This window comes from Modicisalibacter muralis, from assembly GCF_900102945.1.
Classification (GTDB): domain Bacteria; phylum Pseudomonadota; class Gammaproteobacteria; order Pseudomonadales; family Halomonadaceae; genus Modicisalibacter; species Modicisalibacter muralis.
On the sequence record NZ_FNGI01000008.1, the window covers coordinates 34,744 to 48,753 of the forward strand.

Consider the following 14,010-nt stretch of genomic DNA (forward strand, 5'->3'; position numbering starts at 1 on the left):
TCGCCAGAAAACCAGTTCTTATGCATCGAACTGCGGGACCACCCGCGCCTGATCGATGCCGTCGATGGGAAAGCAATATTCCTCGCCGTCGAGATGCAGCAACACCTCGTCGCCCTCGATGCCGGCCAGCAAGCCCTTGAACTTGCGTCGACCATTGAAGGGCGCGCTCAGACGCAGCGCCACGTTATTGCCCTTGTAGCGCTCGAACTGATCGAGGGTGAATAGCGGCCGGTCCATGCCCGGAGAGGAAACCTCGAGCTGGTACTGGCCAGGGATCGGATCCTCGACATCGAGAACTCCGCTGATCTGTCGGCTGACATCAGCACAATGTTCGACCGTAATGCCATCGGGGCTATCGATATACACCACCACTCGGGAGTGCTTGCCCTGGGCCATCCGTTCGATGCCCCACAGCTCGAAGCCCATGGCCGTTACCACCGGCTCGATAAGCGCGTTCAGCACAGCGTCCTTGGTTGCCACAGACGAAGGCTCCTACAGCAGTTGCATCAGGCACCTGACCGGGAGTAAAGAGAAAAGCTAGGTGCTGATGGGCGTTAGCGTCGGCAGCATACGTATCAAAACGCAGGTTGCTAACATCGGCTACTAACAAAAAGCCCCTTCGATGGAAGGGGCCTTTCACAAGAAACTTGGTAGCGGGGGCCGGATTTGAACCGACGACCTTCGGGTTATGAGCCCGACGAGCTACCAGACTGCTCCACCCCGCATCATAGCTTGGCGATGATAACACCCGCTTTCCCTCGATCAAGGAACAGCGCACCGCCACGATCTTGCTTCTGAATCACACCCCACGGGCTTTATTCAGATGGTGCCGAAGGGGGGACTTGAACCCCCACGACCATAAGGCCACTACCCCCTCAAGATAGCGTGTCTACCAATTCCACCACTTCGGCATCAGGGGGCGAGCATGCCAGTCAGTCGTTTTCGTACTGTCTGTCCTGCCCGTAACCGGATAGACGACCTACTCTCACCCGGTTTAAATCGCATCTTCCAAACTCGTACTGCTTTTCAAACCCATACCACTGCCAAGGGTGGAGATCACTCTCCGCTATCCTCTAGCACTGGCGCAGCATTATCCATGCTACCCGCGCCTTCGTCAAGCGTCGGCACCGATTGCTGCTGCTCTATCACCTGCGCATCGGGAATGCCCACATCCGGCACATCGCCGGCTTGAGAGGAGGCAAAATAAGCCAGCGCCAACGAGGTGGCGAAGAAGGCCGCCGCCAGCACGGCCGTCAACTTGGCCAGGAAGCCGCCGCTTCCCTGCGAGCCGAACACGGTCTGCGAGGAACCGCCCCCGAAGGCCGCGCCGGCTTCGGCGCCTTTACCCTGCTGCAACAGGATGAGAACCACCAGGGCGATGGCGATCGCCACATGGATCATGAGAATGGCAACTTGCATGGTATCAACCTGCTGACTGACAAATGGCTAAAAAATCGTCGACCTTGAGCGAAGCACCGCCCACCAGGCCGCCGTCGATATCCGGCTGGGCAAGCAGCTCGGCGGCGTTATCGGCCTTCATGCTGCCGCCATACAACAAGCGCAGCCTCGCCGCCAGATCGACGTCGTAATCGCCGAGCCGGGTACGAATCGCCGCGTGCATGGCCTGAGCCTGCGCCGGTGTGGCAGTACGCCCGGTACCGATCGCCCAAACTGGTTCATAGGCAATCACGACACACCCACGAGCATCGTAATCGAGGCTATCGAATACCGCCTCGAGCTGGCTCAGCACGACCGCCTCGCTGTGCCCGGATTCACGCTCGGCAAGCGTCTCGCCGAGGCACAGGACCGGGGTCAACCCGGCGCCGTGTGCCGCACGTACACGGGCCAGCACGGCGACATCGTCCTCATGATACAGCGAGCGCCGCTCACTGTGCCCGACCAGTACGTAGCGTACGCCGAACTCGGCCAGCATTGCGCCGCTCACCTCGCCGGTGTGGGCACCCGAGGGCTCGGGATTGAGTGTCTGCGCGCCCAGCATTACCGGCGTCGCGCCCAAGGCGTCCTGCGCGGCGGCCAGATAGGGTGCGGGAGGCATCAACGCCACTTCCACCGATGGCGCCAATCCCGTCTCGGCGAAGGCCTGACCGAAACGCTCGATCAGCGCCAGCGTCCCGTTCATCTTCCAGTTGCCGGCGATCAGCGGCATGCGCATGAACTGTCCCTTTCTCGAAGTGGTGCGAAATGGTATAGGAGCCGCGCGACCAAGACAACCGAGAGACGTCGTCGTATGCCGCTCACGTCATCAATGTCTCGACGTCCGCGGCGATACGCCTCGCCAACGCAGCGACATCGAAGCGCGGCCGGCCCTCGACCATCACTCGAATCAGCGGCTCGGTGCCCGACGGCCGCAACAACACGCGACCCTCATCGCCAAGCTCATCCTCGACCGAGGCCACCGACTCGCGCAGCGCCTCGCTTTCAAGTAGCGCCTGCTTGTCGGTACCCGGCAGCAGGCGCACGTTGATCAGCGCCTGCGGCGCCTTCTCGAAACCCTTGAGCAAGGCCGCGATGGGCTGATTCTCGTTGACCATGATCGCCAACACCTGCAACGCCGAAACAATGCCATCGCCGGTGCTCTGTACGTGACCACAAACGATATGCCCCGAGGACTCGCCGCCCAATTGCCAGCCGTTGGCGGCCAGGCGCTCCATCACGTAGCGGTCGCCCACCTTGGCACGCTCGAAGGGCACATCGAGCGCTTCCAACGCAGCGGCCAGGCCGAAGTTGCTCATCAGCGTACCGACCACGCCGCCGCCCAGTTCACCGCGCCCGTGACGGTCGCGGGCGATCAGATAGAGGATGTCGTCGCCATCGATCTCGCGGCCATCGGCGTCGACCAGCACCACGCGGTCGCCATCGCCATCGAAAGCCACGCCCAGGTCGGCGCCGCGCTCGATCACCGCCGCGCGCAGCGAGGCCGGGTAGGTGGAACCGACCTGCTGGTTGATATTCAAGCCATCCGGGTCGACCCCGACTAGGCTGACCTGGGCGCCCAACTCGCGAAACACGCTGGGTGCGATATGGTAGGTAGCGCCGTGAGCGCAGTCGAGCACGATCTTCAGCCCATGCAGGGTCAGGCGATGGGGCACCGTCGATTTGCAGAACTCAATGTAGCGCCCGGCGGCATCGCTGATACGTACGGCCTTGCCGAGACGATCGGCACAGACCGTTTCCAGCGGCTTCTCGAGTTCCTCCTCGATACGCGCCTCGATCTCGTCGGGCAGCTTGGTGCCCTGCGCCGAGAAGAACTTGATGCCGTTGTCCTGAAACGGATTGTGCGAGGCGGAGATGACGATGCCGGCATCGGCGCGGAATGTCCGAGTCAGGTAGGCGATACCCGGTGTCGGCATCGGCCCGAGCAAGGAGACGTCCACCCCCGCGGCCGACAAGCCGGCCTCGAGCGCCGACTCGAACATATAACCGGAGATGCGCGTATCCTTGCCGATCAATACCTTGGCATTGCCATGCGGTTTATCGAGTACGCGACCCACCGCCCAGCCCAGCTTGAGCATGAAATCGGCGGTGATGGGATATTCGCCGACAGTGCCACGAATGCCGTCGGTGCCAAAGTAACGTCGAGTCATGTGTCGGTGCCTTCCTGTAGCACGGCCCAGGTCATGTTTACCGCGTCCACGCTGGGCCCCACATCGTGAACGCGCAGCAGGCGCGCACCGCGCTCGACGGCCAGCGCCGTCAAGGCCAGGCCGCCCGGAAGGCGCTCTTCCACCGGGCGCTCGAGCACTTTTCCGATCATGCTCTTGCGCGACATGCCCGCCAATATCGGCAGCCCGAAAGCATTCAGCTCGGCCATGCGATTGAGCAGCCGCAGATTATGCTCGACCGTCTTGGCGAAGCCGAAACCGGGATCGAGAATCAACCGTTCGCGACGAATGCCGGCGGCTTCACAGCTAGCGATGCGCTGTTCGAGGAATGCCGCCACCGCCCGCTCCACAGGCTCAGCATAGTGGGGCGCGCGCTGCATGTCGCCCGGCTCGCCGAGCATGTGCATCAGGCATACCGGCAGGCCGCTGCTTGCCGCCGCCTCCAGCGCGCCGGGGCGACGCAGGGAGCGCACATCGTTGATGATGCCAGCTCCGTGGGCGGCGACCTCGCGAATCACTTCCGGCGAACTGGTATCCACCGACACCAGCGCATCCAGCTCACGCACCAGCCGCTCCACCACCGGCACGACGCGATCCAGTTCCTGCTGCACCGGCACCGCCGCCGCCCCCGGTCGGGTCGACTCACCGCCGACATCGACGATCGCCGCTCCCTCGGCCAGCATGGCTTCGGCATGGCGCAGCGCCTCGTCGACCGCCGCATGTCGGCCGCCATCGGAGAAGGAATCGGGAGTGACATTGAGAATCCCCATGACACGGGGATAGGAAAGGTCGAGGCGATGCCGACCGCACTGCAGCAGAACAGTGCTTGGCAAGGGTACTTTCATGGCGTGGACCCGTCTGGCAAAAAGGCCACTCTAGTCACGTGTCCGATAAGGCACAAGGCGCCCCTTGGGCGCCCTGCAGGCATAGATTATTCGTTTCAATGACCGGCCGGCCCACCCAAGGGATCGGAGGGGCGACGAGACGGCTCGTCGTCTTCGTCGTCGCCACCGTCGGCCTCCGCGTCGCCACTCGCCCGCTTGCGGGTATCGGGAGCGTCGCTAACCCGCGAGCCCTTGCCGGAATCGCCACCGTCATCCCAATCCTTGGGCGGACGCGGCTGGCGACCGGCCATGATATCCTTGAGCTGATCGGCATCGATGGTTTCGTACTGCATTAGTGCTTCGGCCATCATGTCCAGCTTGTCACGGTTGTCTTCCAGCAACTGCTTGGCCTGGGTATAGCAGTCGTCGATGATCCGCCGCACTTCCTTGTCGAGCCGCGTGGTGGTTTCACCAGACTTCAACTTGCCGCCCCCCTGCCCGGGCATACCCAGGAACTGGTGCGACTCGTCCTCATCGTACATCAGCGGCCCCATCTCCTCGGACAGCCCCCACTTGGCGACCATGCTATGCGCCAGCTCAGTGGCACGCTTGATGTCGTTGGAGGCACCGGTGGTGACGCCGTTCGGCCCTAGCGTCATTTCTTCGGCCAGGCGTCCGCCGAACAGCGAACATATCTGACTGATGATCTGCTGACGCGAAAGACTATAGCGATCCTCTTCCGGCAGGAACATGGTCACACCCAGCGCACGTCCGCGCGGAATGATGGTGACCTTGTAGACCGGATCGTGCTCGGGCATCAACAGGCCGATGATGGCGTGGCCGGACTCGTGATACGCCGTGTTGAGCTTTTCCTTCTCGCTCATGACCATGGACTTGCGCTCGGAGCCCATCATGATCTTGTCCTTGGCCAGCTCCAGCTCCTCCATGCCCACCAGGCGACGGTTACGCCGCGCGGCGAACAGCGCCGCCTCGTTGACCAGGTTGGCCAGGTCGGCGCCGGAAAAGCCCGGCGTGCCGCGCGCGATCAAGCTCGGCTTGACGTCCTCGCCCAGCGGCACCTTGCGCAGGTGAACGCCGAGAATGTGCTCGCGGCCACGGATATCGGGGAGTGGTACGGTGACCTGGCGGTCGAAGCGGCCCGGGCGCAGCAGCGCGGGGTCGAGCACGTCGGGGCGGTTGGTCGCGGCGATGACGATGATGCCATCGTTGGCCTCGAAGCCGTCCATCTCGACCAGCAACTGGTTGAGGGTCTGCTCGCGCTCATCGTGACCGCCGCCCATGCCGGAGCCGCGATGACGGCCGACGGCGTCGATCTCGTCGATAAAGATGATGCACGGCGCCTGCTTCTTGGCCTGCTCGAACATGTCACGTACGCGCGAGGCGCCGACACCGACGAACATTTCGACGAAGTCGGAACCGGAAATACTGAAGAACGGCACCTTGGCCTCACCGGATATCGCCTTGGCGAGCAGCGTCTTGCCGGTACCCGGCGGACCCACCATCAATACGCCGCGTGGAATCTGTCCGCCCAGGCGCTGAAACTTGCTGGGGTCCTTGAGGAAGTCGACGAGCTCCTCGACTTCTTCCTTGGCCTCGTCGCAACCGGCGACATCAGTGAAGGTGGTCTTGATCTGGTCCTGGGTCAGCAGCTTGGCCTTGGACTTGCCAAAACTCATCGGCCCGCCCTTGCCGCCGCCACCACCCTGCATCTGGCGCATGAAGAACACGAAGATGGCCAGGATGATCAGAATCGGGAAGCTGGCGATCAGCAGCCGGGTCCAGATGCTCTGCTCCTCGGGCTTCTTGCCGATCACGGTGACGTCATTGGCCAACAGATCGTCCATCAGCTTGGGGTCTTGAGCCGCCGGCCGGATGGTCTGGAATTGCGAACCGTCTTCTCGCTCACCTGCGATGGTATAACCATCGATGGTCACCGAGCGCACCTCGCCATTTTGCACCTGCTCGACGAACTGGGAATAGTTCATCGTCTGCGGCGCGCTATCGACGCTAAAGTTGTTGAACACCGTCAGCAACACCGCCGCGATGACCAACCAGAGAATCAGGTTCTTCGCCATGTCGTTCAAGGGAACACCCTCATTGCATGAATCTGTCTGCCAAGCTTGTCCATGATTGGACACTACACCACATGGGGGTGTTCAACCACGGTTGCAAGCTCAGCCCTTGAATCCTTCCGCCAGCAGATAGACTTCGCGCGAACGTGCGCGGGAAGCTTCCGGCTTGCGAGTCACCACCTTCGCAAAGCTGCCACGCAGCTCCTTGAGATAATCGTCGAATCCTTCGCCCTGGAAGACCTTGGCCAGGAACTGCCCGCCGGGCGACAACGTCTGGCGCGCCAGCTCCAGAGCCAACTCGACCAGGTACATCGCCTGAGGCTGATCGATTGCCGCCATACCACTCATGTTGGGCGCCATGTCCGAGATGATCAAATCCACCGGCCGCTCGTCGAGCAGCCGCATGATGTCGGCCAACACCTCGTCCTCGGTAAAGTCGCCATGCACGAAATCGACCCCGGCCAATGCATCCATCTCGAGAATGTCCGAGGCGATCACCACGCCTCGCGGACCGACCTTCTCGGCGGCGATCTGGCTCCAGCCGCCCGGCGCCGCACCCAGGTCGATTACCGTCATGCCGGGCTTGAACAGCCGATCCTTGGCGTCGATCTCGAGCAGCTTGTAACTGGCGCGCGAGCGATAGCCCTCCTGCCAGGAACGCTGCACATAGCGGTCATCGAAATGTTCCTTGAGCCAGCCGGCACTGCTCTTGCTGGGCGAGGATCGGGCCACGCAGTCACCTGAATCGTTGGGGCAGCTCACCGCCGGTCGCTGGAAAGGCATGAAAAGAAGACGACCCGGTACGCTTGAGAATTCCCAATCTCAGCGCATCGATACAGGCACCGGCCTGTACTCGGCGGCGCTTTGCAAAGCACGGCTTTCGCCGTACCATGGCGCGCTCAGCCACTGCAATGAGCGAATCATCGCAGCCAGAACGCATGCCAACCGGGGAAAGCCACGATACCATGAGCTTGTCACAGGCACAAAAGAAAGCATTCCGCAGCATTGGCCACCATTTGAATCCGGTCGTCACGGTGTCGGAAAACGGGCTCTCGGAAGGGGTGATGGCGGAACTCGAGCGCGCCCTGGCCGATCATGAGCTGATCAAGGTCAAGATAGCGGTCGGCGAGCGCGAGACGCGTCGCCAGGCGGTGGAAGAGCTGGCTGCCAATTCGCGTGCCGAGGTGGTGCAAATCATCGGCAAGGTGGCGTTACTGTATCGCCACAACCCCAAGGCCAACCCCAAACTCTCCAATATCAAACGGTTCGAGAACCATCACGGTCGGCACTAAAGACTTAAGCAAGCCGGAAGAGCGCCGCTCCGCGGCTGGAAGCTGGAAGAACGACGCTACGCGCCTCGAAGAGATAAGAGCGGTGCTCCGCGCCTGGAAGAAAGAACCAAGAAAATAGAATCGTTCCCGCCTCTTCTAGCTTCTAGCTTCTAGCTTCTAGCTAAAGATACTGCACCTCGCTGACCTCGTACTCGACCTCACCGCCGGGCGTTCTGACCACCACCACGTCACCCTCTTCCTTGCCGATCAGCGCGCGTGCGATCGGCGAGGTCACCGATATCTTGCTTACCTTGATGTCGGCCTCGTCCTCGCCGACGATCTGGTAGCGAACTTCCTCGTCATTGTCGAGATTGAGCAGCCCCACGGTAACACCGAAGATGACCTTGCCGGTCTGCGGCATTCTGGCGACGTCGATGACCTGCGCCATCGACAGCTTGGATTCGATTTCCTGAATGCGGCCTTCGATAAAGCCCTGCTGTTCGCGTGCCGCGTGATACTCGGCGTTTTCCTTGAGATCGCCATGCTCACGCGCCTCGGCGATGGCGGTGATCACCCGAGGACGCTCCACACCCTTGAGCTGCTTGAGCTCATCGCGCAGGCGCTGCTCGCCTACGACAGTCATCGGGACCTTGTTCATGATCTTGCTCCTGCATGCAGTTCCTGAAGCCGCCGCACGGTGATTTCATCACCATACTCGAGCGCCATGCAAACGGCGCGCGCCCCGGCCAGCGTGGTGGCGTAGGGTACCTTGTGGGCGAGTGCAGTGCGGCGGATCACCGAAGAATCGTTGATTGCCTGGCGGCCTTCGGTGGTATTGACGATATAGGCCACATCGTCGTTCTTGATCATATCGACGATATGCGGACGCCCCTCGAAGACCTTGTTGACGGCCTTGACCGGCAGCCCGGCTTCATCGAGCGCCTGGGCGGTGCCGCGAGTGGCGATCAAGTCAAATCCCAATGCTAGCAGAGTTTGCGCGACCTCGATAACGCCGGCCTTGTCCGGGTCGCGCACCGAGAGAAACGCCGTGCGCTCGCCCTCGAGCGCGGGGATCGCCTCGCCGGCACCCAACTGGGCCTTGTAGAACGCTTCGGCGAAGGTCGCGCCGCTGCCCATCACCTCGCCGGTGGACTTCATCTCCGGCGCGAGGATCGGGTCGACCCCGGGGAACTTGTTGAACGGGAACACCGCTTCCTTGACGCTATGGAAGTGCGGCACGATTTCAAGCTCGAAGCCCTGCTCGGCGAGCGTCGTGCCAGCCATGCAACGCGCGGCAATCTGGGCCAGCGAGGTACCGATGCACTTGGAGACGAACGGCACGGTACGCGAGGCACGCGGATTGACCTCGATGACGTAGATCTCGTCGTCCTGCCAGGCCAGTTGCACGTTCATCAGGCCGACCACGTTGAGCTCCACCGCCATGCGCTTGACCTGATCGCGCATCGCGTCCTGCACCTCGGCAGGCAGCGAGTAAGGCGGCAGCGAGCACGCCGAGTCGCCGGAGTGCACACCGGCTTGCTCGATGTGCTGCATAATGCCGCCGATCACTACCTGCTGGCCATCGGAAACCGCATCGATGTCGATTTCGATGGCGGCATTGAGGAAGTGATCGAGCAGCACCGGCGAATCGTTGGAGACCTTGACCGCATGGGTCATGTAGTTTTCCAGCTCCGAGGCGTCGTAGACGATCTCCATGGCCCGGCCGCCGAGCACGTAGGACGGGCGCACCACCAACGGGTAGCCGATCGCCTCGGCCTTGGCGAAGGCCTCGTCGAAGCCGCGCGCGGTGGCGTTGGGTGGCTGCCTGAGGCCCAGCTTGTCGATCATCTGCTGGAAGCGCTCGCGATCCTCGGCGCGGTCGATGGCGTCCGGCGTGGTACCGATGATCGGCACGCCGGCGGCTTCCAGCGCGCGCGCCAGCTTGAGCGGCGTCTGGCCGCCGAACTGCACGATCACCCCGGCCGGCTTCTCCTTGTCGGCGATCTCGAGCACGTCCTCCAGGGTCACCGGCTCGAAATACAAGCGGTCCGAGGTGTCGTAATCGGTGGAGACGGTTTCCGGATTGCAGTTGACCATGATGGTCTCAAATCCATCCTCGCGCATCGCCAGCGCCGCGTGCACGCAGCAATAATCGAACTCGATGCCCTGGCCGATACGATTGGGTCCGCCACCCAGCACCATGATCTTCTGGCGCTCGCTGACATCCGCTTCGCACTCTTCCTCGTAGGTGGAGTACATGTAGGCGGTGTGCGAGGCGAACTCGGCGGCGCAGGTATCGACGCGCTTGTAGACCGGGCGAATGCCGTGCCTGTGACGATGCTTGCGGAACTCGTCCTCGGAGACGCCGAGCAGCTTGGCCAGACGCGCATCGCCGAAACCCTTGCGTTTCAAGCCGAACAGCGCGCGGCCATCCAACTCATTCAGCGAACGCGTGGCAAGCTCGGCCTCGCTACGCACCAGGTCCTCGATCTGCACCAGATACCAGCGGTCGATGTTGGTCAGTGCGAATATCTCGTCGACGCTCATGCCGGCGCGCATGGCGTCGGCGATGAAGAAGATGCGCTCGGCGCCGGCGGCCTGCAACTCGCCCTTGATCAGCGCCATGTTGGCATCCGAGAAATCGCCGACCTTGGGGTCGAGGCCATCGTTGCCGGTCTCCATGCCGCGCAGCGCCTTGTGCAGCGACTCCTGGAAGGTGCGACCGATGGCCATGACTTCGCCCACCGACTTCATCTGCGTAGTCAGCCGGTCGTTGGCCTGGGGGAATTTTTCGAAGGTGAAGCGCGGAATCTTGGTGACCACGTAGTCGATCGACGGCTCGAAGGACGCCGGGGTCTTGCCGCCGGTGATGTCGTTTTGCAACTCGTCGAGGGTATAGCCCACCGCCAGCTTGGCGGCGATCTTGGCGATCGGGAAGCCGGTGGCCTTGGAGGCCAGCGCCGACGAACGGCTGACCCGCGGGTTCATCTCGATGACCACCATGCGACCCGTGTCCGGGTCGACGCCGAACTGCACGTTGGAACCGCCGGTCTCGACGCCGATCTCGCGCAGCACCGCCAGGGAGGCGTCGCGCATGATCTGGTATTCCTTGTCGGTCAGCGTCTGCGCCGGCGCCACGGTAATCGAATCGCCGGTATGCACGCCCATCGGGTCGAAGTTCTCGATCGCGCAGACGATGATGCAGTTGTCGTTCCTGTCGCGAACGACCTCCATCTCGTATTCCTTCCAGCCCAGCAGCGACTCATCGATCAGCAACTCATGGTTGTTGGAGAGCTCGAAGCCGCGCTGGCAGATCTCGTCGAATTCTTCCTTGTTGTAGGCCACGCCGCCGCCGGAGCCACCCATGGTATAGGAGGGACGGATGATGGTCGGAAAACCCAGCTCGGCCTGGATCTCCCAAGCCTCTTCCAAGGTATGCGCCACCTTGGCCCTAGGGCACTCGAGGCCGATGTTCTTCATGGCCTTGTCGAATAGATCGCGGTCTTCGGCCTTGTTGATGGCGTCGGCGTTGGCACCGATCATCTCCACGCCATACTTGGCCAGCACGCCGTGCTTGTCGAGGTCCAGCGCGCAATTGAGCGCGGTCTGGCCGCCCATGGTCGGCAGCAGCGCGTCGGGACGCTCCTTGTCGATGATCTTCTCCAGCGCCTGCCAGTTGATCGGCTCGATGTAGGTGGCGTCGGCCATCACCGGGTCGGTCATGATGGTCGCCGGGTTGGAATTGACCAGAATGACCCGATAGCCCTCCTCGCGCAGGGCCTTGCAGGCCTGGGCGCCGGAGTAGTCGAACTCGCACGCCTGGCCGATGACGATGGGGCCGGCGCCGATGATCAGGATGCTGTGGATGTCGTTACGTTTGGGCATGACGGTTCCCGCAAAAAAGACGAATGACAACTCGAGAGACGAGGCTCGACGACGGCTGGTGGCGCGCGGCGCCTAGCGGCGCTCGCGCATCATCGCGACGAAGCGATCGAACAGCGGCGCCACGTCGCGCGGGCCAGGACTCGCCTCGGGGTGGCCCTGAAAACTGAACGCCGGACGATCGGTGCGCTCGACGCCCTGCAGCGTGCCATCGAACAGCGAGCGGTGCGTGGCGCGCAGGGTTTCCGACAGGCTAGTCTCGTCGGTGGCGAAGCCGTGGTTCTGACTGGTGATCATCACCTGCCCGCTGTCGAGATCCTGAACCGGGTGGTTGGCGCCGTGATGGCCATGGTTCATCTTCACGGTACGGCCGCCGGAAGCCAGCGCCAGCAACTGATGACCCAGGCAGATACCGAATACCGGCGTGTCGGTGTCGAGGATCTTGCGAATCGCGCTGATCGCGTAGTCGCAGGGCTCGGGGTCGCCCGGGCCGTTGGACAGGAATACGCCGTCCGGGCTCAGCGCCATGACCTCGCTGGCCGGCGTTTGGGCGGGCACCACGGTCAGCCGGCAGCCGCGCGAGGCGAGCATGCGCAGGATGTTGTGCTTGACGCCGTAGTCGTAGGCGACGACATGGTACGGGCGCTCTGCCACGGAAGTATCGGCATAGCCGGCGCCCAGCGTCCACTCGCCTTCGCTCCATTCATAAGCGCGCGTGCACGAGACCTCTTTAGCCAGGTCCATGCCCTTGAGGCCGGGGAACGCCTTGGCCGCCGCCAACGCGCGCTCGACGGCGTCATCGCCCTCGGCCTCCGGCCCGGCCAGAATTGCACCGTTCTGCGCGCCCTTGTCACGCAGGATGCGGGTCAGGCGGCGGGTGTCGATATCGGCGATGCCCAACACGTTCTGGCTCTTCAGATAAGCGTCCAGCGACTGCTCGCTGCGAAAGCTGCTGGCCATGAGCGGCAGGTCGCGAATCACCAGGCCCGCGGCGCGAATGCACACGGACTCGACATCCTCGGCATTGACGCCGGTATTGCCGATATGCGGATAAGTCAAGGTGACGATCTGGCGGGTGTAGGAGGGGTCGGTAAGAATTTCCTGATAACCGGTCATGGCGGTATTGAATACCACCTCGCCACTCGTCTGCCCATCGGCGCCGATGGCAATGCCGTGAAATACGCTGCCATCTTCCAAGGCCAGTATCGCGGGTCTATTCAATGCAACGTCCTCCCCCAAGTCGTAAAAAAGCGGGACGAAACCCGATAACTACCGGTTTCATCCCGCTTGTTGTCATTCACTCGGCACACCGTGGCCCTGCTGATTACCGAAGCTCGGCAAAATTTGCCAGATTGTACAGGATTCGACGTATCCGGGCTACCCTTTAAGACCCAATACATCCTGCATGTCATAACACCCCGCGTCCCGCCCGACCACCCAGCGCGCCGCGCGCACCGCGCCCTTGGCGAAGGTCATGCGGCTCGACGCCTTGTGGGTGATTTCGATGCGCTCGCCTTCGGTTGCGAACATCACCGTATGCTCGCCGACGATATCGCCGGCGCGCACCGTCGCGAAGCCGATTTCCTTGTCGCTGCGTGGCCCGCACTGGCCCTCGCGGGCGAAGACGCCGTGCTCCTTGAGCGAGCGCCCCAACGACTCGGCGACCACCTCGCCCATCTTCAGCGCGGTGCCGGAGGGTGAATCGACCTTGTGGCGGTGGTGCGCCTCGATGACCTCGATATCGTAGCCTTCATCGCCCAGCGCCCTGGCGGCGGTCTCGAGCAGCTTGAGCGTCAGGTTGACGCCGACGCTCATGTTCGGCGCGAAGAGAATCGCCACGCGGTCGCGATAGCCGTCGAGCTGGGCCAACTCGTCGTCATCGAGACCGGTGGTGCCGATGACGATGGCCTTGCCGTGCTCGGCGCAGAACGCCAGGTTGGCCAGCGTGACCCGCGGCTGGGTGAAGTCGATCAGCACATCGAAATCGTCCTTGGCCGCCGCGAGCGAATCGACTGCCGCCACGCCCAGCCTGCCGAGCCCGGCCAGCTCGCCGATATCGACGCCAGTCAGCGAACTGCCCGGCTCGACGATGCCGGCGGCGAGTTCGGCCTGCGGCTCCTGCTCGACGGCGGCGACCAGAGTGCGGCCCATGCGGCCGGCCACGCCGACGATGGCAATGCGGGGGGCGTTACGGCTCATGCGGACTCCTGAAAAATAGCGTGAAAACGCTGGAAGTATACCAATGCCGGGGTTGGACGTCTGTCATGCAGCCGGCATGACGTTGGCGTAGGCTCAAGGAGTCGTCCCGCCTTCAGGA

12 protein-coding genes and 2 tRNA genes are annotated in these 14,010 nt (G+C 62.7%); 1 reads left to right on the top strand and 13 read right to left on the bottom strand.

The genetic code is table 11. The features are described 5' to 3' along the window. Positions 1–18 precede the first annotated feature (18 nt). From rimP to rlmE, 9 genes are all read right to left on the bottom strand, one after another. Entirely contained in the window at positions 19–480 is a 462-nt protein-coding gene (gene rimP / locus BLR92_RS13460) for a ribosome maturation factor RimP (protein WP_089729441.1), read from the bottom strand. Positions 481–648: 168 nt separating this feature from the next. Further along, positions 649–725, bottom strand: a tRNA-Met gene (locus tag BLR92_RS13465). Between the two features lie 99 nt (positions 726–824). Continuing rightward, positions 825–911: transfer RNA gene (locus tag BLR92_RS13470), tRNA-Leu, on the bottom strand. 145 nt (positions 912–1,056) lie between these two features. Continuing rightward, a complete protein-coding gene (secG, locus tag BLR92_RS13475; RefSeq protein WP_089729443.1) occupies positions 1,057–1,419 on the bottom strand; it encodes a preprotein translocase subunit SecG in 363 nt (120 codons plus the stop codon). 4 nt (positions 1,420–1,423) lie between these two features. Next, on the bottom strand, positions 1,424–2,173 hold the full coding sequence (tpiA, locus tag BLR92_RS13480; RefSeq protein ID WP_089729445.1) for a triose-phosphate isomerase: 750 nt from the start codon (positions 2,171–2,173) through the stop codon (positions 1,424–1,426). Positions 2,174–2,255: 82 nt separating this feature from the next. Then, positions 2,256–3,605: a phosphoglucosamine mutase gene (glmM, locus tag BLR92_RS13485; RefSeq protein WP_089729447.1), complete on the bottom strand. Its 1,350-nt coding sequence runs from the start codon at positions 3,603–3,605 to the stop codon at positions 2,256–2,258. Beyond that, the gene (gene folP / locus BLR92_RS13490) at positions 3,602–4,468 is read right to left on the bottom strand and encodes a dihydropteroate synthase (RefSeq protein WP_245704209.1); all 867 of its coding nucleotides are present in this window, start codon (positions 4,466–4,468) and stop codon (positions 3,602–3,604) included. The genes glmM and folP overlap by 4 nt, the downstream gene beginning before the upstream one ends. A gap of 95 nt (positions 4,469–4,563) precedes the next feature. Continuing rightward, positions 4,564–6,552: an ATP-dependent zinc metalloprotease FtsH gene (ftsH, locus tag BLR92_RS13495; protein ID WP_089729450.1), complete on the bottom strand. Its 1,989-nt coding sequence runs from the start codon at positions 6,550–6,552 to the stop codon at positions 4,564–4,566. A 90-nt stretch (positions 6,553–6,642) separates the two neighbouring features. Next, positions 6,643–7,272, bottom strand: a complete 630-nt coding sequence (gene rlmE, locus BLR92_RS13500) for a 23S rRNA (uridine(2552)-2'-O)-methyltransferase RlmE (protein ID WP_245704210.1) — start codon at positions 7,270–7,272, stop codon at positions 6,643–6,645. 233 nt (positions 7,273–7,505) lie between these two features. Here rlmE and yhbY point away from each other — a divergent pair, with 233 nt between their 5' ends. Continuing rightward, positions 7,506–7,832: a ribosome assembly RNA-binding protein YhbY gene (gene yhbY, locus BLR92_RS13505; RefSeq protein WP_089729725.1), complete on the top strand. Its 327-nt coding sequence runs from the start codon at positions 7,506–7,508 to the stop codon at positions 7,830–7,832. A 160-nt stretch (positions 7,833–7,992) separates the two neighbouring features. On the opposite strand, the gene greA is transcribed toward yhbY, so the two are convergent. The 4 genes from greA to dapB form a co-directional block, all read right to left on the bottom strand. Next, positions 7,993–8,469 carry a transcription elongation factor GreA gene (gene greA / locus BLR92_RS13510; protein ID WP_089729454.1) on the bottom strand — a complete coding sequence of 159 codons (477 nt, stop codon included), beginning with the start codon at positions 8,467–8,469 and terminating at the stop codon, positions 7,993–7,995. Then, positions 8,466–11,696: a carbamoyl-phosphate synthase large subunit gene (gene carB / locus BLR92_RS13515; RefSeq protein ID WP_089729456.1), complete on the bottom strand. Its 3,231-nt coding sequence runs from the start codon at positions 11,694–11,696 to the stop codon at positions 8,466–8,468. The genes greA and carB overlap by 4 nt, the downstream gene beginning before the upstream one ends. A gap of 72 nt (positions 11,697–11,768) precedes the next feature. Then, complete coding sequence (gene carA / locus BLR92_RS13520; RefSeq protein WP_089729458.1) at positions 11,769–12,914, bottom strand: glutamine-hydrolyzing carbamoyl-phosphate synthase small subunit; 1,146 nt, start codon at positions 12,912–12,914, stop codon at positions 11,769–11,771. A 156-nt stretch (positions 12,915–13,070) separates the two neighbouring features. Continuing rightward, the gene (gene dapB, locus BLR92_RS13525; protein WP_089729460.1) at positions 13,071–13,892 is read right to left on the bottom strand and encodes a 4-hydroxy-tetrahydrodipicolinate reductase; all 822 of its coding nucleotides are present in this window, start codon (positions 13,890–13,892) and stop codon (positions 13,071–13,073) included. Positions 13,893–14,010 lie beyond the last annotated feature (118 nt).